The organism is Paraburkholderia aromaticivorans, assembly GCF_012689525.1.
Taxonomy (GTDB): Bacteria; Pseudomonadota; Gammaproteobacteria; order Burkholderiales; family Burkholderiaceae; genus Paraburkholderia; species Paraburkholderia aromaticivorans_A.
The window spans coordinates 1341142-1367461 of sequence record NZ_CP051514.1; the positions used below are offsets into that span (position 1 = coordinate 1341142).

The following is a 26320-nucleotide window of genomic DNA, read 5'->3' on the forward strand; positions in this document are numbered from 1 at the left end:
AATGAGACTGTGTGGCGAGTGGCCAGAGCCTCGCGCCATGCCTTGCATGGATCAGTCTTCATCAGGCCAAACGTGCGAAATCTGATGCCTGTCTCGTGCGGGTCGCTGCCCGCCTGGCCTCGTAAATTGGCGTCCGCGACACCAGGCCCCGCCCGACAAATAGGAAAATAATTAGGTATCTTTATAAAATCGCTGGATTTTGCGTTGGCATCGGTTCAGGGCAGGACAATTAATGTGTCTGCTCTACCCATGAATGTTCCATGTTGCGAGTCCCCTGCTCGAAGAGGGATAGCAGAAAGTCTGTCTTCTGTTCGAGTCTGCTCAACGCCTGGTTCTGCGCAACCTCGCAGGCATCCGCGCCCGGTGCCGGACGCAATTCTCTGGATCATCGCTATTCGCTAAAAATAGCATCGACTTCAGTCCACGTTTCGCCCGAGTCAGCCCTGTTATGCAAAGTGGCTTGAATGGAACCGCGACGGCATCATCCGGAATATTCTGATCGAACTGGGTCCCGTTTGTCCGACGCTGCAAGGCCGGTAGTCCATCCGGGGAACGTGCTGTTCTGGCTGAACGTTGACGACCACAAAGTTCGGCGCGGGACCGGGACACATCAGCGACCGCCTGGTAGGTTTTTTGATCGCTTTCCGCTATGCGCGCCGCCAGTCAAGCATCCATACTACGGATCGATCGTTGGGTTTGTTCTTGTTTGTCGTCAACCGTGGTTGCCAAAATTGGATGTTACGGAATGGGAGAACTCGACGTTCCCCTCAGGAAGGCAGCGAGCCTTTGCTCTGCATCGAGAACTGCATGCAGTGGGGCATTGGCAAGCTGTAGATCGTAAAGTGCCAGCAATGCCTCAAAATCGGCGACCGTGTCGGCTGGCAGCGTCCACTGCCCAGATTCGTGAGCGTGCATCAATGTCGCTTCGACCGCGCACTCGGCGATCTTGAATTGCTCGACCGGACACGACCCGTAACCGGCGCGCTGCAAAAACCAGCTGACATACACCACGCGCATCAATTCGTTGATGAGATGTCCGCTGCCATGGCCACTGCGACACGCGACCAGCGTGAGATGATTTGCGAGAGATTGATCGCGAGCCGTCGTCCGGTCCATCGGCAGTAAAAGTGTCTTGGTTAGCGGCCTGAAAGGGCGTCCGCTGCGCGATTTGCTTTGTCTGGACGACACAGATGTGGAATTGATGAAAGTTGTTGAATGACGCAGGAATTATAGGCGAGGCACACACGCCACTCCTGATTGTTCTCGGGGAAATTGCAACGGCGTCTGCTCTTGGCATGCGCAGGATCAGGGAGATTGGTATCCGGCAGGTGAACGACAAACCTATGTTTGAATCGAAATCAATGACGGGTAAACGACCTGCACCGGGCGAATTTCTCATAGCTGCTTCGGCGATCGCGGTCAGTGGCACCTGGCGGCCCCTGGACATTTCCCTGGATGAGTCGCCCGGCGCCAGTCCTTGCAGATGGATCCCGCAGATCCCTTCGAGCGGTTCGTTCACGTGATGGATGCGGTGATTGCGATCAAACGGGAGAAGACGCAGTCATAGGCGCGGTCGATGTTGGCACAAAGCGTTATGCAACGGCTGGAGCATTGCCTGCGTGCAGCCATTAATGCCCCCAGACAGGCCAGCGAAATACGTTGCCCCTGCGCATCAAGTGGTTCGATCAAAATTGTCCGAAATTTGTTAACATTTTTCGGACACAAATCGTTTGCAATTTGTCCGAAAAGCATATACAAATATCGGACAAGGAGTTCTTTATGTCCGACGCAAGCGCCCGCATCATGTCGCTCATTTCCGCCGCCGGGCCAGCCGTCGTCTGGGTACCCACCGATTTTGCCCATCTTGGCTCGCGCGATGTGATCGACAAGACATTGCAGCGACTCGTCTCAAGCGGAAAACTGCGCCGGATTGATCGTGGCCTTTACGACCTGCCAGCGATCAACCGCCTGACGCGGCGGCCGACCGTGCCCGATTACCGCGCCGTGATCGATGCCCTCGCCCGACGCGATCAATTGCGGCTCCTGGTCGACGGCATAACTGCCGCCAACGATCTTGGTCTGACTGACGCAGTGCCAGCACGGGTCACCATCCATACCGATGCGCGACGCCGCTCGATCCAGCTGGAAAATCTCCTGATCGAGTTCAGGCAGACTGCGCCGAGCCGTCTTTACTGGGCGGGGCGACCCGCCATGCGTGTCGTCCAGGCTCTTCACTGGCTCAAGGACACATTGCCGGGGGACGCAGACCGGATCCGCCAGCGTCTCCACAATGTACTGACCGACCCGAACCAGGGATCCGCCATTATCGAGGACCTGATCCAGGGTTTTTCGCACCTGCCGATCTGGATGCAGGCGTTCCTGCGCACTATTCCGGGGTTTGACCCAAGCGTTGTCGATACAGATACTCCGCGCCGGTTCAAAAGCGTCGCGGGGACTGACATGGGTGTGCTCAAAAGCCAACCGGGACGGAGATCACGATGAACGACTGTTTACGCCGACCGAAAATTAAGCCACTTGTAGGGATCGCGCCGACTGAAAATTGAGCCGGGCAATCAACCTATCCTGCTAGTTTTTCTGGCAGGGTGTTTGGGGATGATCCCGATGACGATGATTGGCAAGGTGCGGCGGATGTTCCACCGCCAGAACAAGTCGGTACGCGAGATAGCGCGTCTCACAAGCCTGTCGCGCAACACGATTAGTAAATATCTGAACATGGATGTTCAGGAGGAGCCGAAGTATCAGCGGCGCTCGCAGCCGACGCGGTTGACGCCGTTTCATGAGGTGCTGGTGCAGGCGCTCAGTGTCGACGCGCGGCGACCGAAGAAGGAACGCCGCACCGCCTGGATGCTGTTCCAGGAGATCAAGGCTGGCGGCTACGACGGCTGTTACTCGCGGGTGACCGATTTCATCCGGGCCTGGCGGCAAGGCGAAGGCAAGGCGGTTTCGAAGTCGGCGTTTGTGCCGTTGCGATTCGAGCTGGGCGAGGCATTCCAGTTTGACTGGTCCGAGGAAGGACTGGTTGTCGGCGGCATTTACCGCAAGCTCCAGGTGTCGCACATGAAGCTGTGCGCGTCGCGGGCGTTCTGGCTCGTGGCCTACCCAAGCCAGGGTCACGAGATGCTGTTCGACGCCCATACGCGCTCGTTCACGGCCTTCGGCGGGGTGGCCCGCCGGGGCATCTATGACAATATGAAAACGGCCGTAGACAAGGTGCACAAAGGCAAGGGTCGCACAGTCAATCCGCGTTTCGCAGTGATGTGTTCGCACTACCTGTTCGATCCGGACTTCTGCAATGTCGCCAGTGGCTGGGAGAAAGGCGTCGTCGAGAAGAACGTGCAGGACAGCCGCCTGCGTATCTGGATTGAGGCGCGTGGGCAACGCTTCGGCAGTTTCGCTGATCTGAATGCATGGCTGGCGAGCCGGTGCCGGTCGTTGTGGGATCAGGTGAAGCATCCGGACTATCGTGAGCTGAGTGTCGCCGACGTGTTCGAGCAGGAACGCGCCCATCTGATGCCGATGCCAACACCGTTTGACGGTTATGTTGAGCGTGCGGCCCGGGTGTCGTCGACCTGCCTGGTGGTGATCGGACGCAACCGCTACTCCGTGCCATGCGAATTTGCCGGCCAGATGCTCAGCACGCGGCTCTATCCTGGCCGTGTCGTGGTGGTTGCCGACGATGCCGTGGTGGCCGAACACGATCGACTGGCCGACGAAGGACAGGTGCGATACGAGTGGCAGCATTACATCCCGCTGATCCAGCGCAAGCCAGGAGCCCTGCGCAACGGTGCGCCGTTCCAGGATATGCCCGAGCCGCTGCAACGGCTGCGTCGGGCGTTACTACGCGAGCCAGGTGGTGACCGGGTAATGGCGAAGGTTCTGGCGCTGGTCCCGGAAAGCGGTCTGGATGCCGTAGTGGTTGCAGTCGAACTCGCATTGGAGCAGGCGCCGCCCTCCGGGCGCGTGAGCGTCGAGCATGTGGTGAACGTGCTGTCGCGCATGCGCAGCGTGCAGATGCCGCCGAAGATCGATACTGCGCTACAACTGACGACACCGCCGCTGGCCGACACCTCGCGCTACGACGGGCTGCGCCCGGCACTGCAACAGCCGGAGGCCGGTCATGCGTGATCTGATTGTCGAACTCAAACACTTGCGGCTGCACGGCATGGCTGCCGGCTGGGCCGAACTGCTCGAACAGGTGAATGTCGAGGCGGCGTCTTCGCAATGGCTGCTCGAACGGCTGTTGCAGGCCGAGGTCGCGGATCGGGCCGCGCGTTCGGTCAGCCACCAGATGAACGCGGCGAAGTTCCCGGTGCATCGCGACATCGCGGGCTTCGACTTCGATGGCTCGCCGGTCGACCGTCAGCTCGTCACGCAACTGGCCGGCATGACGTTCACCGAGGGCGCGCACAACCTGGTTCTGGTCGGCGGCCCGGGCTCGGGCAAGACGCATCTGGCGACCGCCATAGGCGTGTCCGGCATCATGCACCACGGCAAGCGGGTGCGCTTCTACTCGACCGTGGATCTGGCCAACGCACTGGAGCAGGAGAAGGCGCAGGGACGCGCCGGGAGGATCGCGGCGAGCCTGCTTCGCCTCGACCTGGTCATTCTGGACGAACTCGGATATCTGCCCTTCAGCCAGGCCGGCGGGGCGTTGCTATTCCACCTGCTGAGTCGCCTGTACGAGCATACAAGCGTTGCGGTGACAACGAATCTGGACTTTGCCGAATGGTCCAGTGTGTTCGGCGACGCGAAGATGACCACGGCATTGCTGGACCGGCTGACGCATCACTGCCACATCGTGGAAACCGGCAACGAAAGCTACCGTTTCCGCCATAGCAGCGCCAGTGCAAAAAAGCGTATTCGCACGCGCGAAGCAGCGCGCAGAGTCGACGGTGCGAGCGCGAACGAATCGGCCTGATCGTCGCTTGCCGCGCGGCGGAAGCAGCTACGGGCTACGCCCTTCGCAGCTTCCGCCGCGCAATGAGGCCTCACACGAAGGAGGACAAGCACTCTCGAAACCCATACACTTATCCACACCCGGTCCTGCTGCAGACCGGTCTCCACCCCGGCTCAAAACTCGATCGGCGCGGTGGCTCAAAATTCAGTCGGCGCGGACAGAACGACGCTTTCAGGGAGGTCATTGAAGCCAGGGAGAGCGATCGGCGTGACCTCTTCGTTGCGACCGCCGCACGCCTCGGTACGGCCGTGCAGAACGTCGAGAAAGACTTCTGGGTCTGCTGGACCCTCGACGCACTGTTCAACGGACTGCCTCCAGAGGGGCCCCGCCTTCTCTTCAAGGGCGGGACTTCCCTGTCCAAGGCGTTCGGACTGATCTCCCGTTTTTCGGAAGACGTCGATATCACGGTCTTTCGTGACGACCTCGGCCAGCACGCAGAGCCCGCTGAACTGGAAGCACTAACCGGCAAGAAACGCCGCGGTCGGCTCGACGCAATACGAAACGCCTGTTCAGCGTTCATTCAGGGCGAATTCACTACCAGGCTGAGGGCGTGCGCGAGCGAATGTATCCCGCAAGGTTTCAGGCTCGAAAGCGATCCTGACGACGCAGATGGTCAGAGCCTTCTGCTATGGTATCCAACCGCTACGGCACGGGCTGATGAGTACATCCGGTCTGCCGTCAAGATTGAGTCTGGTGCGAAGTCGGCGCTTGACCCGCATACAGCAGCAATCGTCACACCCTACCTGGCGGACGACTTGCCTCATCTGGACTTGCGGGTCAGGAATGTCACAACTGTCCAGCCCGAAAGAACCTTGTGGGACAAACTGATCATCCTGCACGGGTTGCGCCAATGGTACGAGCGGCGCGGCGAGCTGCGTCACGGTGGCCAACGGGTTTCAAGGCATTACTACGACGTTCATCAACTACTGCTTAGCGCAAACGCAGCCGACTGGTTGGCGAACAGGGCGTTGGCTGAAGATTGTGCGCGCCACGCGCGGTTGTTCTTTGGCAGCACGGACCTTGGACTGGATCTGGCCAAACCTGAAACCTTTACCCTGATGCCCTCGCTCACGATGCTTGACGCATTGAGGCGCGACTATACGGCCATGGCCGGGATGGTTTTCAACGACGTGCCCGCATTAACCGACGTCCTCGCGAGCGCTGAGCGAGCCGAGGCCACGATCAATACCTGAGGCCACGAGCATTTGCTGTGGCGTCTATTTAGTGCTAGCCCGTGCGGAAATTGCTGCGGTTGAATTTTTGCTCACTCGCCAGGAAACCGGTTCAGCGTTCAACTGACGAACAGCTGCAATCAATCTGTTATGAGTCGCCGAGTCGGGACTGACCGTTATCCGACTGCGGAGTCAACCAGGCGTGCCTTCGAATGCATCTGGCAAGGTTTCGCCCGAACCTGATAGCAACACAAAACCGCGGCACTGTCGTGTTCCCCCAGCATGTGGAAGCCGCGGTCGAACGGTGCGCTCGCGAAAACCAGCGCGCGTGAGACGTACTGTGCGAAGATGCGCGTCCGGACGCGGCACCTTTCGGAGCCGCAATCATACGGTTCGCAGTTTATCCGCGAGGTCAAGCGCCGCCCTTCTGTGTCATTTTTTTTGACATCTAGCCCGGGTTATCTCCGGATAATCCGATTCGCTTTCGGCCGCAACCATGAATCACCGCGAGATCACACAGGTCAGGTTCGGAACCATCGAGGCTTATGCAAAGCGGCGCATGCGCGCGGTAGCATTGCCAGGCAGGCCGATTACGCTGTCGCTGCAGGAACCGGGCGATGAGCGTTCGCATTCTTCACCTCTTCTTTTTCTTGAGGAAGGAGACACGTTGAGCGTCGACATGCTGGACGCAATCGTGCCGTCGCTTGGTTCCGTCGTCTGGACTTTCAGCCAGTCAACGCCTCACACCTACAGACTGACGACGATCGCCGACAACATCGAAGTGACATTAGCGATGCCAGCCGCCGACGGTGGGACCGCATTTGAGATCGAGGGTGTACTTCGCGGGATTGCCGCGCGAATCGTTGTTGCAATCGGCTACGTCTCCCAGCACTACGAGTAAAAATCGGCGTCCTGTTTTCCTGAGGAGCCAGAAGATAGGTCCGCCCACGGACCTTGCGCACGGGCTTGGGCGTCGTTGCGTTGGGTCCTCAGACCGTTGCCGGGTATCCGGTCATACTCCCTGCCTTGTCGCGATAGGTTCCGGACCTTCTACCGGGCTACGTGGACGGGTGCTTCACGTGCGCCGACACGCAGAATATTTCCCTCGGGAGTTATCTGTCGCGGAATATCTGTCACCTCGGGTTCGGTCGTTTGCAACCGGTCTTCAACCTTGCCGTGTCACGCTGTCAGTTTCGGCAACGGTACAGCATGCCGTCGCGTGTGAAACCGGATCGGCCGCGGCGAAGCGGCACGGGGCATTGATCTTCTACGCAACGGTGCGGCGTGCTGCCCGGCACCCCGCGCTTCAGGCGGATTCCAGACTTTAATATAGCGCTCACCAGCCATCACCGACGAAGCAAACATCAGCAGAACTGCCCCCGCTCCCAGAAATCGACGCATGCATTCTCCAGAGTTGTCGTTCGAGTTACGTCTTGCACGAATTCGCTGTGCCTACGCACGAGCCATCGCAGCCGGCGCAATAGTGCCGGTCACGTAAAGAACAATCAACTGGCCAGATGTTGGTCCGATGAGGCGTTAGCGTCCCCACGGTAAGGCCGTTTTCACGCGCGTAGACGTCGGTTCCCCCGCCTTGCCGCGGCGAATTGCGTCGTCAATTTCTCTTGCGCCAAACGCCGCCTTCATATCCGCGACAAACTCCGCAATCTCTGGCATGGGATGCCCCACAGGCTTTCGCACGCGTACTTGCATTCCGCCCACCTGTAAATAAGTGTCTGTTCATCGCTACGGAAAACCGTGTAGGATACTGTATATATGTACAGGTATTTCCACAAACATGAACTCCGCCGCACCACCTCCGGAAGCCATTCACCCGTCCCTGTGGCGGGCGTCGCAGCTTGCCCGCGGCCGGGGACGTGTCGTCGATACGGGCTATCCGGCCCTGTCAGAGGAACTGCCAGGTGGTGGCTGGCCGGTTGGCGCGCTGGTCGACCTGCTGGTGCAGCAGGCCGGCGTGGGAGAGATGCGCCTGCTGCGACCCGCGCTCGGCACGTTAGGCAAACGGCCGGTTGCCATGGTGCAGCCGCCGCATGTTCCAAACGGGCTCGGTCTTGAGTACATCGGGCTGGCTCCGGAACAATTGCTCCACGTCCGCGCTCTGAAGACCGCGGATGCATTGTGGTCCGCAGAGCAGATTTTGCGAGCCGGCAGCTGCGGCGCCCTGCTCTTCTGGTCCCAGTACGTCCAGGCGTCCTCACTGCGACGGCTCCATCTGGCCGCGCAGTCGTCCGAGACACTGTTTTTCATGGTGCGGCCGCTGGCTGCGGCACAGGATGCATCGCCTGCCGTCTTGCGGCTGGCGCTACGACCAGAGCGCGACGGCTTAACCGTCGACATTGCGAAGCGACGAGGTCCAGCACGCGCAGAACCTCTGTCCATTCCCCTTCAACCGACACCTGTCCTGTTTTCGCACCATGCGCGTATTTCTCGCCGTCCACCTGCCCCGGTTGCAACTCGAGGTCTTCCGGCCAGGGTGGCTGCCTGAACCCGCGCACGGCAGCGTCGTCCTCGACAGGGACAAGGTACTCATCGCGGACGGAGTCGCAAAAGCCGCCGGCGTGCGGGTTGGCATGAAGCGCGGCGGCGTCCTGACGCTGGCACCCGAGATTGAGATGTATGAGCGGGATGCCGGGCGTGAAGACGCAACGCAACGCGAGGTTGCGGTGGCGCTCATGCAATTCTCACCGGACGTTGCCTTGCTGGATGAGGCCGTCGTGGTGGCGGACATCGGCGCCAGCCTGCGGCTCTTTGGCGGACTGCTCGGAATTTGCCGTCAGGCCAAAGGAATCCTCAAGGCGATTGGACTCACCGCGCGGATAAGCGCCGCCCCAACTGGCCAGGGTGCGTGGCTGCTGGCGAAAAATCGTAGCCGGCGCGTACTCAAGCTTGATTCACTCGAGCGACAATTGTCAGTATTGCCCTTGCTATCCGTACCGGAAGTCCGGCGATTCGCCGACTGGTTCACGGGGCTTGGCTGCGAGACGATTGCCGACATCCGGCGGCTGCCAAGGGCCGGACTCCAGCGCCGGTGCGGCGAGCACCTGCTCGATTCACTGGACCGGGCGTTTGGTACGGCGCCCGAGCTTTTCGACTGGCTGGAACTGCCGGCGACATTTTCCGCGCGTATCGAAATGCCGGATCGCGTTGAGCACGCGGATGCAGCGCTCTTTGGTGCCCACCGTCTCATCGTGCAGCTATGCGGTTGGCTGTGTGCGAGACAATTGGCGCTGACAGGCGCAACCCTCTCGCTCGAACACGAGCGCGGCAGGCTCGCCATCGAGCCGACCGCCATTCTCATTGCTCTGGGCGAGGCGACATGGCGGGAAGAGCACCTTGTGCGTCTCGTCAGGGAGCGGCTTGGCCGGATCGAGCTGACCGCGCCTGTCATCGCGTTGCGACTTGATGCGACTAACGTCCAGCCAGCAACCCCCGCATCTGACACGCTGTTCCCGGAACCCGGCGGAACTGTCGAAGACCACGCGCGTCTGCTTGAACTGCTTGTCGCCCGGCTCGGCGAAGGAAACGTTCTACGCCCTGCCCCGACCGCGGATTATCGCCCTGAGATCGCAAATCGCTGGTTGCCGGTCGCGAGTGCGTCGAAAAGCACCGTGCTGCCTGAGAGACTTCCGCGACCGACCTGGCTGCTGGAGAAACCTGTGCGGCTCCTGATGCGCAAGCATCGGCCGTTTTACGGCTCGCCGCTGCGTATGGTGTCGCCGGGCGAACGGATTGAAGCCGGCTGGTTTGATGGTGAACTGGTGACGCGCGACTACTTCGTCGCACAGGGTGAAGACCAGAGCTGCGTCTGGATCTACCGCGAGCGAGTCAGCAGTCGGGACGCTGAGGACGACCAGAGGTGGTTCCTCCACGGCCTGTTTGGATGATGCGCGATGGACGCCACCTTCTCCACGCTGCCGGATTACGCCGAGCTGTTCTGCTTTTCAAATTTCACGTTTCTGCACGGCGCCTCGCATGCGGAGGAGCTCGCTGAGCGCTCAGCACAACTGGGTTATTCAGCGCTCGCGGTCACGGACGAATGTTCTCTCGCTGGTGTCGTGCGCGCGCACGTCGCGGCAAAAAAGGTCAAGCTTCCGTTTATCGTCGGTTCATACTTCAGACTGGTGAACGCCGACGGCTTGCCCGCGTTCGGACTGATCCTGCTCGCCAGGAATCGCGAGGGGTACGGCAACCTGTCCGAACTTATCACGCTCGCTCGCACGCGTGCGCCGAAAGGCGAATACCGGCTGACACCACAGGACCTATCCCGCCCTGAAAGGGAGTATCGCCATCTGCTCGGCATGCCGGACTGTCTCGCGATCCTGGTGCCCGACTTCCCCGCCAGAGAGGAGGTGCTGGACGCACAGGTCGACTGGCTCGATGACACGTTCACAGGTCGGGCATGGGTCGGTCTGGTGTTGCATCAACGGGCCATGGACGACATTCATCGCGGCGCGGTCGAATTTATCGCGCGTAACCGTGAGGTGCCGGTGGTTGCGCTTGGCAATGTCGTCATGCATGTGCGCTCGCGCAAGCCGCTGCAGGACACCATGACCGCGATCCGGGTCGGCAGACCGGTTCACGAGTGTGGCTATGATCTCGCGCCCAATGCTGAACAGCACCTTCGCTCGCGACTCAGACTCGCCAACCTGTACCCGGACGACGCGCTCGACGCTACCGTCGACATCGCCGCCCGCTGCACGTTCTCGCTGGATGAACTGCGCTACGAATATCCTGACGAACTGGTGCCGGCGGGCTTCACGCCCGCTGCGTATCTTCGCCAGGAAACGTACATTGGTGCACAGCGCCGTTTCCCATCCGGTATTCCGCACAAGGTCCAGGAACAGATTGAACACGAACTGGAGTTGATAGCGGAGCTGCAGTACGAGCCATATTTTCTGACGGTGTATGACATCGTGCGCTTTGCCCGCGGTCAGCACATCCTCTGTCAGGGGCGCGGCTCGGCGGCCAATAGCGCGGTCTGCTATTGCCTTGGAGTCACGGAGGTCGACCCCGCACGCGGCAATATGCTGTTCGAGCGCTTCATTTCAAAGGAACGGGGAGAACCACCGGACATCGACGTTGACTTCGAGCACCAGCGGCGTGAAGAAGTCATCCAGTACATCTACCGCAAATATGGCCGGGACCGGGCAGCCATTGCGGCGGCCGTGTCGACCTATCGGCCACGGGGCGCGCTGCGGGAGACGGGCAAGGCGCTGGGCGTCGATCCGCAGATCGTCGACTTGGTGGCGAAGTCGCATCACTGGTTCGACACAAGCCAGGACCTGCTCAAGCGCTTCGCGGAATCCGGCCTTGACCCGGAGAAGCCGCTGATTCAGGCCTGGGCCAGGCTCGCCTCGCAGTTGCTGAACTTCCCACGCCACCTGTCGCAACACTCCGGCGGTTTCGTCATCAGCCGCGGCAAGCTCACACGGCTGGTGCCCGTTGAAAACGCGGCGATGGCAGACCGCTCAGTTATCGAGTGGGACAAGGACGACCTTGAATCACTGGGTCTGCTCAAGATTGACGTGCTCGCACTTGGCATGCTGTCGGCCATCCGACGCACGCTCGACCTTGTTTCGGAACAGCGTGGAGAGCGCTTCGAAATGCAGGACATCCCCGCCGAAGACGAGGCCACGTACGACATGATTTCGGCGGCGGATACCGTCGGCGTCTTCCAGATCGAATCGCGCGCGCAGATGAGCATGTTGCCGAGGATGCGGCCACGGACTTTCTACGACCTGGTCATCGAAGTTGCCATCGTGCGGCCTGGTCCGATTCAGGGCGGAGCCGTCCATCCCTATCTGCAACGTCGGCAGGGATTCGAACCGGTGACCTACCCGAGCGACGCACTCAAAACTGCCTTGGGACGAACGCTGGGTGTGCCGATCTTCCAGGAGCAGGTGATGCAGGTGGCCATCCTGGCCGCCGGGTTCACTGCCGGCGAGGCAGACCAGTTGCGCCGAGCCATGGCTGCATGGAAACGCAAGGGCGGCCTTGAAAAATACTATGACCGGATCGTGCTCGGCATGCAGGAGCGCGGCTACCATCTGTCGTTCGCAGAGGCCATCTTCGAGCAGATTAAAGGTTTCGGTGAATATGGTTTTCCGGAGAGTCATGCGGCCAGTTTTGCCCTGCTCGTCTACGCCAGCAGTTGGCTCAAATGTCACGAGCCCGAGGCGTTCCTGGCGGCAATGCTCAATAGCCAGCCAATGGGTTTTTATTCACCCTCGCAACTGGTGCAGGACGCGACGCGGCACGATGTCAAGGTAATGCCCGTCGATGTGACGATCAGCGGATGGGATTCGGCACTTGAACGGAACACTGATTCGCGCCGACCCGCCGTCCGGCTCGGCCTATCGCTGCTTCGCGGCATGAAGGATGGTGCTGCAGAAAGGATCGAGAACGCCCGGGCCGTGCGGCAGTTCGATAGCGTGAATGATCTCGCACGCCGGGCGCAACTCGACAGGAAGGACCTGCAGGTACTGGCGGATGCCAACGCGATGGTGTCACTCGCGGGGAACCGCCGCGAGGCACTCTGGCAGTCTGTCGCAGCCGTACCCGACAGGGACATGCTTGCGCCAGCGGCTATCCAGGACGAAACGCCCGAGCTTGGCGCGCCGACTGAAGCACACGACATCGTCGCCGACTACCGTTCGGTCGGGCTAACGCTTGGCCGACACCCCCTTGAACTGCTCAGGCCTCGGCTAAACTCGAATCGGCTGATGCCGGCGTCGACATTGCGCACCTATCGCGATGGGCGCCTTGCCCGAGGCTGCGGACTGGTGACGGTCCGTCAGCGCCCAGGAACGGCCAAAGGCGTCATGTTTATGACGCTCGAAGATGAGACTGGCAACGTCAACGTCATCATCTGGCCGAGTCTGCTTGAGAAGCAGCGAAAAGAGGCGCTTGGGGCTTCCCTGCTAGCCGTTTATGGAACATGGCAGTGTCAGGGAGAGGTCCGGCATCTCGTGGCACAGCGGCTTGTGGATATGTCACACCTTCTGGGCGGTCTGATCACAGCGAGCAGGGACTTTTGCTAACCAGGCAGAAGAACTGCGTATCATCGGAACACCAAACGGAGGCATGCATGTGCTACTCGGCCCAGATCCAAGCTGACTACCGGAAATTAGTGCGTACCTTCGGCGCCATTATCGACTTGGACGAATTCGCGCGGCTATTTTTTGAGCGTGCCGAGGGTGTCAGCAAGGCGAAGGAGCCCAAGGCAATGGAAGATGCGTTTGCCGACCCGCAATCTGACGCCGAACGGGAAATCAAAGCCACCATCGACCGGTTCAATGCAATTCAGAGTTCGAAGCTTGAGCAGGATCTGTTCAAACAACGTAAGCGACTGGCCGACGCTGAACGCGCGCTTCAAACGAAGGTCACAAAAGCGGCCACAGAAAATCAGCGAATCGCAACCGACAAGATTGCCTGGAGTCTCGGCAAGCTCGAGGACATGCAGCGAACCGTGCCCAAGCCACGCGACTCGCGCATTTTTCCGGGTCACTACGCGCCTGTGATGGTCGTGGAAAACGGACAGCGCGTTGTCAGGCCTGCGATATCAGTGCCGCGTTGCTGGCAAGCCTGCGAGCCATGATGTGAAGTACCCGGGCACCTACAATGCTTTGAGAACGTTACTAACAGTTAGGGCCGTAAATTTCCCTTCATATCAGGCACATAAGCCAGCTAAGTCTTTTTTGGCATTTCATCGTTGACTTGTCATCTTGCAGCATTGAAAGCATCCGTGATGCAACGGGCTGCCAGGTGTCGCAGTACGGCAAGTGCGGCCAGAAGGCGACAGTCGCCAAGCGCTGCCGAATGGCCGGTCGTGGCATCGTCTACTGAAAGGCAGTGATGTCTCGAGATCAGCGGGAGAGGTAATGAATTCTTCGTTTGATGCTCAAAGTGCTAATGATCCGCAAGCTTGATAATTGTCCTCTCAACGCCAGACGCGTTTTCGTCGCACGCTAGAGAAACAATGTAGGCAGTGAGACGCTTCTCGATAACGGTGCTAGATTCCTGAAAACTCTTATCAGCCAATGCCACTATTGAATAACCACGAGCAAAATCTGCTACCTCGATACGATAGGAATGAGCCCAACTCCCCGCGTCTTCGAACCACACTACATTATTGTTGGAATCGGTGAACAGCCGCACGGTATCAACATTCCCCGTCTTCGTATCGAAATCAACAAAGGTTTGCGAGCCTCCCAACGCTGATTGAAAGACGTAGTTTCTAAACATTCCTGAGAGCAGAGCTTGCGCTCTAGTGCTTCGTGGCGGACGTGGTGAAGGGCTGAGCCAAACGGGAATTGCGGGCGCCTTGAGAGCCGAATTGGCATGCAATGCCAATTCGGAATACGGTATTGCAAACCGCACGGCGTCGCCTCCCGCAGGCTCTGGATATAGTTTTGGCGGAATACAAAACGATGAGCTTTTCGACCCTTTGACGATACGTTCGAACGGCATGCGTGTTGCCACCGAGCATTTGTGTTCGAGGACAGCTATGCAGGCGAGCAAAGCGGCCAACCAAGCTATCGACATAACCTTGTGCAAGATATTAATCCCTGGGCGGTTGCGACCGGATAAGATCGACAATCGTATGCGTTGAACGAATCACGCGCCTTCGTACCCGTCCCGCATTCGACCTCCATGCATTAACGGCGCGTTCCGTGTATTCCTTTAACGACGGGTGACACATATTGCTTTATCGCCCCGACTGATTCAGGGAGCAAGCAAATTAGATTGATGCTCCTTTCGGGCGGAGCAACCGGCTTGCTCGGCAAGCGGACGTTCCAACGTGATCTGCAATCGTCCGAGATGGGTCGCTATGCAAAGCTTTACATAGTGCAGAGGGTTTTTTGATTGGCGATCGCGGCCCCTCACGCGTGAGCAGGCCGGTCGGGGCCAGTCCGCGAGCGGTAATCAAAAAACCCTCTGCAAAATGTGCCTGCCGAACGATCCAGCTTAGCGCGCCCATCTTTTGCAACGCGGCAGAGAACGTCCGACATCAATCAGAAAATGCTGAACCCTTCAGCTTCGTTCGTGTATCGGCACCACCTGAGGGTCGCCTAACCTAGCTCGCAGCACGGCGTTCTCAGCCAGCAAAACCTCATTGATCGACGCGAGTCGACTCACATCGGAGCGGAGGCTCGCGGTCTCCTGGCGAAGGTCGCGGGTCTTATCGCGCTCTGTCTTGAGTTCCAGTCGCTTTGCGTCCCGCTGTGCCGGGCTGCCGCGCCCCTGGGCGAGGCGGATTGCCTCGGCGATGTCTGGATAATGGTTGTGGATCAAGGAAGCAGAGATCCCAGCCTCCCTGGCAACGGAGGAGATACTAAGCTTCTCCACGTCGGTGTGCGCCCGGCCTCGCTGGATTCGGAACATCGCCAGACGCAGGTCCTTCTCTCGTTGGTCGGCTGGTTTCCGTTGTTTGCTCATACTGTCGTGGGCTCTTCCGAAGCATTGTGGCCCAGCATCACCAGGACATCGCGGCAACGCTGCATGTCTCGACGAACCAGGTTTCGCCCGCCTTCACCGATGTCATCGCAGGCTAACACCTCGTGCAGATGGTCATGAAGCCCATGATAGAGTGGCGCGTGCTGAGGCCCGATGACTGCGTTGTCGCAGCCGCTGCAACGCGTGCGCTCAAGGTCGTTACCGATACAATTGTTGTCCTCGGCCGTGCACCACGCATGACCATTGCTACGAATGGATGCGCTCTCTGCCAGGGACCGCACCATCTGTCGATGATCCTTGAAGATCGTCACGGCATGGCTGCCGCGCCACTTCGCAATGTTTTCGCCATAGCCGCCGGCTAAGGCGGCTCCGGGTTGTAGCCAGCCGTCTACCACCTCTTCTTTGATATCGTCGAGTTCTATCTGGATATCGGCGTAAAGCGCAACCTCCTGCGAGGCGTTCAAAGCGTAACCCAAGGTCATGTCCATCGACCAGTGTTTGAAGTGAGAGCGCAAGTACCGAAGATCTCCGAAGTGACTACGAGCGGCATAGTTCGCAAACTTACGGCGAAAGTGATGGCTGGCAAGGTCCCACTGCAATCCGCAGTTCCAGGTAAATGTCTTCAACGCCTTGTTCCACATTTGACCCGACATCGTGCGCACTTGGTTGCCCTTGTTCGGCGTCATCGCTAGGAAAACCGCGTTTAGGTGAAGTTGCGCCTCGGCAATCTCCGGATCCGACGGGTTCTCGGCGACACGGGTTTCGATCTCGGCCTCGATCAGGGCTCGATAGGGGGACGACCACCGCTCCATGACCTTCAGCGCAACCGCCACAGCTTCAGGAACCACCCACTCTGTATTCCCTTCGCCTGTCTTCGTAGACTGCGAACGCATCCACCAGTAGGTATTTGTCTCGTCATCGTTATCCACGGCTTCTTCCGTGCAATAGCAAGCCCCCCTTTGTACGAAACCAAGTTCATGGTTGCGGCACCCAGAAAGGGCCGCCGCGACGATGTAGCAAGCCGTTCGCAACTCGAGCACTGCTTTGTTGAACTCGAACATGTTTGCCCATCCTCGACTCCGTACGTAGACGGCTTCGGCAGAAGTCTTTCCACCGGCGGCACGGCGGAGTATGAGGATCTCATCACGAACATCAAGGACATCATCTGCTGCTTCAACCAACGACCACGCGCGCTGAAAGAGAGTGATGAGCACCTCGTCAGGCATAAGCGGAGTTTTGCCTCCCCGATATCCAGTTCCGTGGCCCGTCAAGCCGGCCAAGTGAGTAGCTGACGTACCGGGCCAGGGATGCACGAGCATTGGATCGTCCGTGTACTGACTCAGCTCGTGGAGCGCCTCGACAGCGCCGAACAGGTGTCCGAGCGACGCTGCTTGCAGCGGCTTGCCCGCTCTGGCGGAGCCCCGCTGCCGGTGTTGTCTGCAGAAGTCGACGAACGACGCACACACGAAGGGCGTGACATCGGCCAGTCTGGTGATGTTCAATCGTCCCAGGTGCTGCAGGAATGGTTGGCGTCGCCAAGTAGCTTTACCACCGCGCGACACGACGGCCGCTTCTTTCCCTCGCGTCCGCGGAGCATGTAGTGCTACAAGAGCGCCTTCATCGTTGTCTGCCAGCAGGTCGGTATCGGATTGAAGTCCACGCAATGTTCGGATGCCCCTTTGTTCGTGGGCTGCCCGACGAGACGCCACGTCGGGTCGCCGTATCGACTAAGAATGACGATCTGACCATTGATCTTGCGCGGCGAGATGATGGTGGTCGCGAGATTCTTGTGGGCGAGGACAGGATGGTCATCAGGCTGCTGCGCTGGTGCACGCAAGGGTACGGACTTCATGCCAGTGAGTTCAGTTCGTCAATGATGGTGGTACTTGCCCAAAAGGGATGAGGATCGAGCCGCGCCCGTTCCCTGGCTGCGTTCACCTGCTCAGGCTTGAAGAGCTTTCGGCGAAGGCCAGCCTGCACGACATCCCGCTCGATCAGGCGAGGAATGTGGGCGAGATGGCGATCCCACCGGCGCTTGTCCACGCGCGGCCGCTCGCGCAAGATGCGGAAGTAAAACGAGAACAGCCGCCACAGGTCGTCACCGGTCACCGCATAACTTCGGCAGCGAAGACAGTTCAAAAAACTCTGGCAAATATCGCCATTTCGCTTGGGAGCATACTCGCCGGCTGTGGTGTCCGAGCATCGGCCAACCGGTGTTCGCTCAGATGCCCCGAGCGTGTTCGTCAGCAGTTCCTCTACGAGCAAGATACCCATAAAACGCCAGTTTTTGCGGGTCTCCTCGCTGGGTCGCAAGTAATTTCGCATAGTTACGACAGCGGAATTCCCGGCTGCCGTCGCAGTGGCGACAACGTCGCCGTCCAGGATCTCGTACACTCGGTTGACGAAGGTCTTGCGCAGCCGGCTAACGTTGACCCGCATCGGATCGCCGTTATCGCCGCGCAGATCGTAAGTTTTGACCAGCTTCTTAATCGCCTCCTCGAGCGTGCCATATGTCAGTGCACTGACCCGGCGCTCACTGTCTCTGCTTCGCCGATACAGCCATATCCGATCACGAATGTCGGCCGGCGCCTCACGGCGCAAGTCAGCCGTCAGATCGACAACACGACGTATCAGTTGTGCCACTGTGGCGCGCAGTGTTGGCATGGATTCCACGATAGGATTCACGGAGCTGGAAGTCCGAAGAGCCACTTTGCTTGAGGTAAAGCCTCTGCGCTTGAACACCACCAGGAATTCGATTCCCTCCTTTGGATGAGCGCGAAGGCAGTCCGTTCGCATCTCCAGCAGCGGGGTGGTGTTCCGGCCAGTATGCAAAGCCACGACCAGTAGGGCGTATGCCGCTAGCGTCGCTGAGGGTTCCTCGTCCGTTCCAAGCAGTGGTCGCACCGCCGCTCTCACGGCAAACGTGAAGGCCCTCTTCTCAGTGACAGAGAGTGGTCGCACCCCCTTGTCATGGCGGGGCGAACCTGGAAAGGGGTTCCTGGGGAAAGTGGCTTCACTGCCGCGCTCGATCACGTGAAGTAGACCCCTTCGTCCCAACGCTTGCAGGACAGACTTCGTGTAGCTGTAAGCCGTTCGCTGCGAGTCTGTGGCGATCCCTTGGTCGCGCAGGAAAAGCAGATAGCTGTCTATGGTTTCGCGAGTGACGTCGTTGAGATGCATCGGTCGGCCGACTGCAGCACTGAGCATGGTCATGTGCGTCAAGAATTTCGCGAGACCTTGCGTGCAGTACCCCACCACAGTCGTCGGCTGCACATCGGCGTCTTGCTTGTCGAGAAAGCGTTCAATCTGCCGCTGGCATACGTATGTGAGCGGATCAATACCGAACCGAGTTAAAGTCAAATGTGGTGTACGGGCGGCAGGCATGATCAGGCGGCCAACGGTTGCTGGGCCGGTGTGCTGTCGGTCACCGGTACGCCATCCTTGAAAGGGATTCCTTCAAGCAGCGAGGCGATCTTCTCTGGTGCGCGAATGCGTCGCCACGATTGCTCGGCCGACTCGATCAGCTTGAATGCCAGACCGAGAAAGGTCGCTCGCGAAACACAATTGCGCGTGCGCGTCGTGCGATGCCGGACGGTTGCAAACGTCGATTCAATGGGGTTTGTGGTCCGCAAGTGCTGCCAGTGCTCCCCGGGAAAATCGTAGAAGGCCAGCAACTCATTGCGATCGTTTGTGAGCTTCCCGGCGGCTTTCGGATATTTGGCCGAATAGACGTCGACGAAACGGTTGAAGGCCGCGAGCGCGTCTTCGCGCGTGGCGGCTTGCCAGATTTCCTGTAGTCCTTCCTTGGCCCGGCTGTGCTGCGATTTCGGTAATGCGTTGAGCACGTTGCCGGTCTTGTGAAACCAGCAGCGCTGGTGCCGCGTCTGCGGGAACACTTCGGCCAATGCTGCCCACAACCCCATGGCACCGTCCCCGCTTGCCAGCATCGGGCCGCCTTGCAGGCCACGCGCCTTCAGATCAAGCAACACGTCGCGCCACGCGTCCTTCGATTCGCGATAGCCGTCGGCGATCGCCACGCGCTCCTTCGTTCCGTCCGGCTTCACGCCGATGATCACCAGCAGGCACTGGCCCTCGGAATCGTCGCTGCGCAGTCCGGTATGAATGCCGTCAGCCCACCAGTAGACCCAGCGCGCGTCTGCTAGGTCGCGTCGGTTCCATAACAGGTGCTCCTCGGCCCATTGCGCCTTCAGGCGGCTGACTACGTTCGGCGAAAGCCCTTTCGCCTGCTCGCCCAGCAGCACGCTGAGCGCCTCACTCATGTTGCCGGTCGACACGCCGCGCAGGTAGAGCCACGGCAGCGCCGCCGACACCCGTGGTGACTTGCGGATGTAGGGCGGCACAATGTTCGAATTGAACTTCACGCCCGAGCCTGAGCGGTCGCGTACCTTCGGCACTTTGACTGGGACCGGACCGATCGCCGTGACGACCTCACGCTCCGGCAGATAGCCGTTGCGCACCACGGCGCGCCGGCCGTCGAGTGTCTTCACGTTCCCGTACTGTTCGAGCAATGTTGCCAATTCTGCCTCGATCGCCTGCTGGATGATCTGTCGCGCGCCTTGCTGGATCAGCTCATCAAGGCTACCAACGCTTGCTGCTGCTTTACCGTCGTTCGTTTCTTCCGTAAACTTCTTCATGGTGGTGGATTCCGGTTCGCTGGTTCGTTACTCTCGACAAGCAACATTCTCAGCTAACCGCCGCCGCCTTCTCAAATCCCCGACTCATCCCCGTACACCACTTCTGACGATAACTCTACCGAACCCATACCAGGGTGCGAAGTCGAAGGTTCGGTGTTTGGTGGTGTTCCGACCGAACTTTACTTCGGTGCAGGCCGGCGGCATCACCGCAGCGATGACGATCTCTCCCTTGGCGTCGCGCTCGTAGTCCACCTGAGGCGTTGTCAGGTCAGTCTTGGTGAAGATCTTCCGCTTGCCCATTCAATTTGTCTGCCAGATCATTAAGCTCGTCGTCATATGTCAGCACGGCGTCATCCGCCAACTCGTTGACCAAGTGCAGGTACACCATCGTGGTCTGCACCGATGCATGCCCGAGTTGTCGCTGTAGGAACACCAGAGGTTCGATTCGGTAGCGATCTCGCGATCGCTGAAGCGCGACTAGGGTATGAGTCGCGTAGGTATGCCGCTTATATCGCCGAGTAGATAAGCGTCACACCACCGCGACGGCGCTGCTACGGGCGGGCGTCGATATCAACACGATCCGCGGCTGGCTGGGCCACGTCTCACTTAACACGACGAACATCTACGCCGAAATTGATCTGGAAACCAAAGCGAGAGCGTTGGCGACTTGTGCTCCCGCCGATAGCGGCAAATCCAGAAAGCCCTGGCGAGAACAGCCAGGATTGATGGAGTTCCTGCGTGGACTATAGCGGGAAATATATGTGGTGGCCGATCCGACATTCTGCCCATTTCAACGGTGTACCGAGGATCGGCGCCACATATGGACGACCGCCACATTCCGCACTGTATGTGGGTAAGCACATACAGTGCGGTGAAAGTCGCATGCTGCGTTCTTCGGGGGCCGCGTTTCCGAGAGGGAATGTGGCTACCCTCTAAGGCCGCCGCGGGACGGGCGAGCTCCGCTGGGGCAAACACAACGCGCCGACGCGCGGGTCTATGGCTCAATGTTCGAGAAATTGCCGTAGCTTCTCGGCGCGACTCGGGTGCATCAGTTTTCGCATCGCCTTGCTTTCGAGCTGCCGGATCCGTTCGCGCGTCACGTCGAACTGTTTGCCCAGCTCCTCGAGCGTATGGTCCGACGCGGTATCGATCCCAAAACGCATCCGCAGCACCTTCGCCTCACGTGGCGACAGCGCATCCAGCACGTCATCGATCGCGGCGCGCAGGTTCGCATGCACGGCCGCGTCCGCGGGCGATGCCGCCATTGGATCTTCGATCATGTCGCCAAGCGTCGCGTCGGCGTCCTCGCCCACCGGCGTTTCGAGCGACACGGGTTGCCTCGCGACCTTCAACATACTGCGAACCTTCCCTTCCGGCAGTTCCATGCGCTGGGCGAGTGCCGCGGGGTGAGCCTCGCGTCCGGTCTGTTGCAGAATCTCGCGCGAAATCCGGTTGAGCTTGTTGATCGACTCGATCATATGCACGGGCACGCGAATCGTGCGCGCCTGATCTGCAAGCGAACGCGTGACGGCTTGTCGCACCCACCACGTCGCGTAGGTTGAAAACTTCAAGCCGCGTCGATATTCGAATTTGTCGACGGCTTTCATCAGGCCGATGTTGCCTTCCTGAATCAGATCGAGAAGATGCATGCCGCGGTTCACGTACTTCTTCGCGATGGAGATCACGAGACGCAGGTTGGCCTCGATCAACTCGCGCTTCGCCTGCCGCATTTTCGACTCGGCCGCCATCATCCGCCGGTTGATCTTCTTCAACTGTTGCAGCGGCAGTCCCACATTCGCTTCGATATCGATCAGCTTTTGCTGTTCGGCCTGAATGGCGGGCAGACTGCGTTCGAGCGCGGCTCCATACTTGCGCGACACCGCGGCGGCTCGGTTGGTCCAGCCGGGATCGGTTTCGTGCCCCGGAAACGACTCGATGAACTTCTCGCGCGGCATCGCGCAACGGTTAACGGCAATCTGCAAAATACGCCGCTCGACCGCGCGCACCTGCGCCAGCTCTTGCTGAACGCCGGCACACAGCCGATCGATGGCTCGTGCTGTGAAGCGAATTGGCGCCAGTTCGCGCTGGATTGCTTCGCATATGCGTGCGAAGGCGACCTGCCCCTTGCCTTGCGCGGCGTCACCACGCGGAATCTGAGCGAACAACTCGCACACTCGAGCAAATATCGCGAGGCTGTCGCTCGTGAGCTGTTTCAGACGCGCCTCGTTGGCCTTCGCCGGGTTCCCCTCCTCGACCCCGCTGTCGTCATCGCCCTGCCCGTCGTCGGCGGCGGTGTCCGCGTCGATATCCGGTGCATCATCTGAGTCCGGCACCGACAGCCCGGCCTCTGCGGAGTCGTCGTTGAGGCCGTCGACCAGTTCGTCGATGCGCAGTTCGCCGGCTTCGATCTGGTTCGCACTCGCAAGGATCGCGGAGACAGTCGCCGGGCTGGCCGCAATCGCCTGGATCATTTCGTGAAGGCCGTCTTCGATGCGCTTTGCGATCTCAACCTCACCCGCGCGCGTCAACAATCCGGTCGCGCCCATTTCACGCATGTACATCCGTACGGGATCGGTGGTGCGCCCGATTCGGAATCGACCGTGGAAAGCGCGACTTCCGCTTCCTCATCGGCCTGGTCGTCCGACACGGCTGCCGGCGCAGCATCGTTCAGGAACAGCGTCTCCGCATTGGGCGCCTGCTCGTAGACCGCTACGCCCATGTCATTGAAGGTGACGACAATGGTCTCGATGGCCGCGGTCTGCGCGAAGTTGTCCGGCAAGTGATCGTTGATTCGGCGTGAGTCAGGTAGCCGCGCTCCTTTCCTAACTGGATGAGTGCGCGCATCTGACGCTGCCGCTCTTCGTCCTGCAACGCGACAGACACTGTGTCGATCGACAGCAAGGCCGCGGTAGCCTTGCCCTTCATTGCGCGTCGACCCGCAGCTTTCGGCGCGGATGCGACGGTGTTTAGCCTGGAATCTTCCCGATCAGAACGTGTCAATAAATTTTTCTTGACAGACTTGCCCAGCGATAGCGAGACCAGCGGCTACCCGCACTGCGGCCGGCGAGCCACGACATGGATGGCTGAAGGCGAACACGAATGATAGATCGCAGCGAGCAAAAGACGCGGCCTGCCTGAATGGGCGGACCGGTTGGAACAGCGCGAGAAACAGCGCATGGAAACTACAGTCTGACACTATAACACCGATTGCTGCACCGCATCAATCCAACCCATTCGTCCCGCTTCCCGCCGGCGCGGTCTGCGCCCCAGATCGCCGCTGAAATCCAGGAAGCACTTTGGACATTCGCGGAATGGTGACCGGCAAACACACGGGTGCAACTCATGCACGAATAGACCAGTCGCAGTGTTGCGATAAACTGTCCCTCACACAATTCGAAAAAGTAAAAAGCACATGAAAACAAAAATAGCGTTCGTTGGACTGACCATCCTCGCTGCATGCACAACAGTCTCCGAAGTTACACCTGCCGGCGACGGACACTACACTGTTACAACACACATCCGCGGCGGGATGACGCCATGGGGAGAAGTCAAGGCGTCAAGCCTCAAACGTGCCGATGAATACTGCACACAACAGGGCAAGCAAATGCATCAGGTCGAGATGCAGACGCATGGTGTTCGCGGGTGGACGCCGCAGGAGGCTGAGCTCACGTTCGGGTGCAAGGATACCGTGGCAGGAAAGTGACGGTCACGTACCACACGCTCGTCGGAGGTTACAGTGACGGAAAATCACGCTGAATGATCCGCTGAGGACCGCTGTCAGGCAGCGGCCGTAATTGACGAAGGACGTAGCCCGCAATCCGCTTTTGCGCCACCATGATGGATGCGGCCGACACCATCGACGCATATGACGAACTGTGTGAGATTCGGGAAGCCATCTTGCGGCTCCGTGTAGATGCCGAGTTAAAGTCAAATGTGGTGTACGGGCGGCAGGCATGATCAGGCGGCCAACGGTTGCTGGGCCGGTGTGCTGTCGGTCACCGGTACGCCATCCTTGAAAGGGATTCCTTCAAGCAGCGAGGCGATCTTCTCTGGTGCGCGAATGCGTCGCCACGATTGCTCGGCCGACTCGATCAGCTTGAATGCCAGACCGAGAAAGGTCGCTCGCGAAACACAATTGCGCGTGCGCGTCGTGCGATGCCGGACGGTTGCAAACGTCGATTCAATGGGGTTTGTGGTCCGCAAGTGCTGCCAGTGCTCCCCGGGAAAATCGTAGAAGGCCAGCAACTCATTGCGATCGTTTGTGAGCTTCCCGGCGGCTTTCGGATATTTGGCCGAATAGACGTCGACGAAACGGTTGAAGGCCGCGAGCGCGTCTTCGCGCGTGGCGGCTTGCCAGATTTCCTGTAGTCCTTCCTTGGCCCGGCTGTGCTGCGATTTCGGTAATGCGTTGAGCACGTTGCCGGTCTTGTGAAACCAGCAGCGCTGGTGCCGCGTCTGCGGGAACACTTCGGCCAATGCTGCCCACAACCCCATGGCACCGTCCCCGCTTGCCAGCATCGGGCCGCCTTGCAGGCCACGCGCCTTCAGATCAAGCAACACGTCGCGCCACGCGTCCTTCGATTCGCGATAGCCGTCGGCGATCGCCACGCGCTCCTTCGTTCCGTCCGGCTTCACGCCGATGATCACCAGCAGGCACTGGCCCTCGGAATCGTCGCTGCGCAGTCCGGTATGAATGCCGTCAGCCCACCAGTAGACCCAGCGCGCGTCTGCTAGGTCGCGTCGGTTCCATAACAGGTGCTCCTCGGCCCATTGCGCCTTCAGGCGGCTGACTACGTTCGGCGAAAGCCCTTTCGCCTGCTCGCCCAGCAGCACGCTGAGCGCCTCACTCATGTTGCCGGTCGACACGCCGCGCAGGTAGAGCCACGGCAGCGCCGCCGACACCCGTGGTGACTTGCGGATGTAGGGCGGCACAATGTTCGAATTGAACTTCACGCCCGAGCCTGAGCGGTCGCGTACCTTCGGCACTTTGACTGGGACCGGACCGATCGCCGTGACGACCTCACGCTCCGGCAGATAGCCGTTGCGCACCACGGCGCGCCGGCCGTCGAGTGTCTTCACGTTCCCGTACTGTTCGAGCAATGTTGCCAATTCTGCCTCGATCGCCTGCTGGATGATCTGTCGCGCGCCTTGCTGGATCAGCTCATCAAGGCTACCAACGCTTGCTGCTGCTTTACCGTCGTTCGTTTCTTCCGTAAACTTCTTCATGGTGGTGGATTCCGGTTCGCTGGTTCGTTACTCTCGACAAGCAACATTCTCAGCTAACCGCCGCCGCCTTCTCAAATCCCCGACTCATCCCCGTACACCACTTCTGACGATAACTCGTAGATGCCTCGGCAGTACTTAATGAGGCGAACAGGATGCGGCAGAACTGGGACCCGCCGACACAACTTATTCGACCAGCTCGGATGACGACGCCCGCGTCGAGCTACTGTGCTACCTCGTTATCGCTCAGCTCGTCGCGGTGACACGTACTGGCGAATGGCTGCGCACGACCACCTGGTTGAATCAGGACGCATCTGGTGCAAGGCAAATGGAGCGCTCTTTTTGATTGGGAGGAACGCATCCCGCTTGGACAGAGAGCGGCAGACCTTGCGCCGCAAGTTATGGAGACGTTCGGGCTCAGTATGGAGCAATCGTTGGTGCCGCTCTTCATTGACGGCGGGATGCTCGACTATGCGTCGCCGGTCGTTTGTGGCATCCACGAAGTTTGCGCGGCCAGGTTGGCGCAATCAGCGTAATCGCCGCAAACACGTCGACGATCCGCGGGATCGGCGGCGGCCGCGCGACGGCTTACTCCTCAATATACATTTGTCATTCCAGGAAGTACTCGCAGAAGCTTTCGCTCACGTAGACGATATACAGAATCGGATTACCAGCATGCCCATCCGCTACTCTGTCGCCGATCATAAATGTATCTTCGCGCTGCCCGATGTCTGTCTAATATGTTCGGTGTCGCGCAGTCGCTTCAATGGTCGCATGGCGTAATCCGTTTGCACGCGGAAATAATTTAGTCGGCAAGC

19 protein-coding genes and 3 pseudogenes are annotated in these 26320 nt (G+C 59.5%); 12 read left to right on the plus strand and 10 right to left on the minus strand.

The features are described 5' to 3' along the window. Nucleotides 1-738 precede the first annotated feature (738 nt). Complete coding sequence (locus HF916_RS06325) at nt 739-1116, minus strand: hypothetical protein (RefSeq protein WP_168788192.1); 378 nt, start codon at nt 1114-1116, stop codon at nt 739-741. 663 nt (nt 1117-1779) lie between these two features. Here HF916_RS06325 and HF916_RS06330 point away from each other — a divergent pair. The 5 genes from HF916_RS06330 (at nt 1780) to HF916_RS06350 (ending at nt 7051) form a co-directional block, all read left to right on the plus strand. After that, complete coding sequence (locus HF916_RS06330) at nt 1780-2502, plus strand: DUF6088 family protein (RefSeq protein ID WP_240975136.1); 723 nt, start codon at nt 1780-1782, stop codon at nt 2500-2502. A 120-nt stretch (nt 2503-2622) separates the two neighbouring features. Continuing rightward, a complete protein-coding gene (istA, locus tag HF916_RS06335) occupies nt 2623-4146 on the plus strand; it encodes an IS21 family transposase (RefSeq protein ID WP_168789037.1) in 1524 nt (507 codons plus the stop codon). Further along, complete coding sequence (istB, locus tag HF916_RS06340; RefSeq protein ID WP_168788193.1) at nt 4139-4939, plus strand: IS21-like element helper ATPase IstB; 801 nt, start codon at nt 4139-4141, stop codon at nt 4937-4939. Before istA ends, istB begins: the two co-directional genes overlap by 8 nt. 287 nt (nt 4940-5226) lie before the next feature. Next, nucleotides 5227-6171: a nucleotidyl transferase AbiEii/AbiGii toxin family protein gene (locus HF916_RS06345; protein WP_240975137.1), complete on the plus strand. Its 945-nt coding sequence runs from the start codon at nt 5227-5229 to the stop codon at nt 6169-6171. 475 nt (nt 6172-6646) lie between these two features. After that, nucleotides 6647-7051, plus strand: coding sequence for a hypothetical protein (locus HF916_RS06350; protein ID WP_168788195.1), 405 nt, complete (start codon nt 6647-6649; stop codon nt 7049-7051). A 525-nt stretch (nt 7052-7576) separates the two neighbouring features. On the opposite strand, the pseudogene HF916_RS50555 reads toward HF916_RS06350, so the two are convergent. Next, a pseudogene (locus tag HF916_RS50555) lies at nt 7577-7860 on the minus strand (hypothetical protein). A gap of 85 nt (nt 7861-7945) precedes the next feature. On the opposite strand from HF916_RS50555, the gene imuA reads away from it, so the two are divergent. The 4 genes and pseudogenes from imuA to HF916_RS06375 form a co-directional block, all read left to right on the plus strand. Next, a complete protein-coding gene (imuA, locus tag HF916_RS06360; RefSeq protein ID WP_168788196.1) occupies nt 7946-8653 on the plus strand; it encodes a translesion DNA synthesis-associated protein ImuA in 708 nt (235 codons plus the stop codon). Beyond that, nucleotides 8583-10052 carry a Y-family DNA polymerase gene (locus HF916_RS06365; RefSeq protein ID WP_206001697.1) on the plus strand — a complete coding sequence of 490 codons (1470 nt, stop codon included), beginning with the start codon at nt 8583-8585 and terminating at the stop codon, nt 10050-10052. Before imuA ends, HF916_RS06365 begins: the two co-directional genes overlap by 71 nt. Nucleotides 10053-10058: 6 nt before the next feature. After that, entirely contained in the window at nt 10059-13208 is a 3150-nt protein-coding gene (locus tag HF916_RS06370) for an error-prone DNA polymerase (RefSeq protein ID WP_168788197.1), read from the plus strand. A 47-nt stretch (nt 13209-13255) separates the two neighbouring features. Next, nucleotides 13256-13808: pseudogene (locus HF916_RS06375) on the plus strand (SOS response-associated peptidase family protein); the annotation flags it as partial. A 268-nt stretch (nt 13809-14076) separates the two neighbouring features. Here HF916_RS06375 and HF916_RS06380 read toward each other — a convergent pair. The 6 genes from HF916_RS06380 to HF916_RS06405 form a co-directional block, all read right to left on the minus strand. Continuing rightward, complete coding sequence (locus HF916_RS06380; protein WP_168788198.1) at nt 14077-14637, minus strand: hypothetical protein; 561 nt, start codon at nt 14635-14637, stop codon at nt 14077-14079. Between the two features lie 564 nt (nt 14638-15201). Beyond that, entirely contained in the window at nt 15202-15606 is a 405-nt protein-coding gene (locus tag HF916_RS06385) for a TetR family transcriptional regulator (protein WP_168788199.1), read from the minus strand. Then, the gene (locus HF916_RS06390) at nt 15603-17126 is read right to left on the minus strand and encodes an integrase (protein WP_168788200.1); all 1524 of its coding nucleotides are present in this window, start codon (nt 17124-17126) and stop codon (nt 15603-15605) included. The genes HF916_RS06385 and HF916_RS06390 overlap by 4 nt, the downstream gene beginning before the upstream one ends. Nucleotides 17127-17227: 101 nt before the next feature. Beyond that, entirely contained in the window at nt 17228-17476 is a 249-nt protein-coding gene (locus HF916_RS06395; protein ID WP_168788201.1) for a hypothetical protein, read from the minus strand. Continuing rightward, nucleotides 17473-19008, minus strand: a complete 1536-nt coding sequence (locus tag HF916_RS06400) for a hypothetical protein (RefSeq protein WP_168788202.1) — start codon at nt 19006-19008, stop codon at nt 17473-17475. Before HF916_RS06400 ends, HF916_RS06395 begins: the two co-directional genes overlap by 4 nt. Nucleotides 19009-19010: 2 nt before the next feature. Beyond that, nucleotides 19011-20279, minus strand: coding sequence for an IS256 family transposase (locus HF916_RS06405; protein ID WP_168787787.1), 1269 nt, complete (start codon nt 20277-20279; stop codon nt 19011-19013). Between the two features lie 578 nt (nt 20280-20857). Between HF916_RS06405 and HF916_RS06415 the strand changes: the two genes are divergently transcribed. Then, the gene (locus HF916_RS06415; RefSeq protein WP_240975415.1) at nt 20858-21028 is read left to right on the plus strand and encodes a hypothetical protein; all 171 of its coding nucleotides are present in this window, start codon (nt 20858-20860) and stop codon (nt 21026-21028) included. 252 nt (nt 21029-21280) lie between these two features. Here the strand turns inward: HF916_RS06415 and rpoD are convergent. Next, nucleotides 21281-23279: pseudogene (rpoD, locus tag HF916_RS06420) on the minus strand (RNA polymerase sigma factor RpoD). 412 nt (nt 23280-23691) lie between these two features. Between rpoD and HF916_RS06425 the strand changes: the two are divergent. Further along, nucleotides 23692-23982 (plus strand): hypothetical protein, encoded by a 291-nt coding sequence (locus HF916_RS06425; RefSeq protein WP_168788204.1) that lies wholly within the window; start codon nt 23692-23694, stop codon nt 23980-23982. 254 nt (nt 23983-24236) lie between these two features. Here HF916_RS06425 and HF916_RS06430 read toward each other — a convergent pair whose 3' ends face one another. Further along, nucleotides 24237-25505, minus strand: a complete 1269-nt coding sequence (locus tag HF916_RS06430) for an IS256 family transposase (RefSeq protein WP_168787787.1) — start codon at nt 25503-25505, stop codon at nt 24237-24239. 314 nt (nt 25506-25819) lie between these two features. On the opposite strand from HF916_RS06430, the gene HF916_RS06435 reads away from it, so the two are divergent. Then, on the plus strand, nt 25820-26038 hold the full coding sequence (locus tag HF916_RS06435) for a hypothetical protein (RefSeq protein ID WP_168788205.1): 219 nt from the start codon (nt 25820-25822) through the stop codon (nt 26036-26038). Nucleotides 26039-26320: the final 282 nt, after the last annotated feature.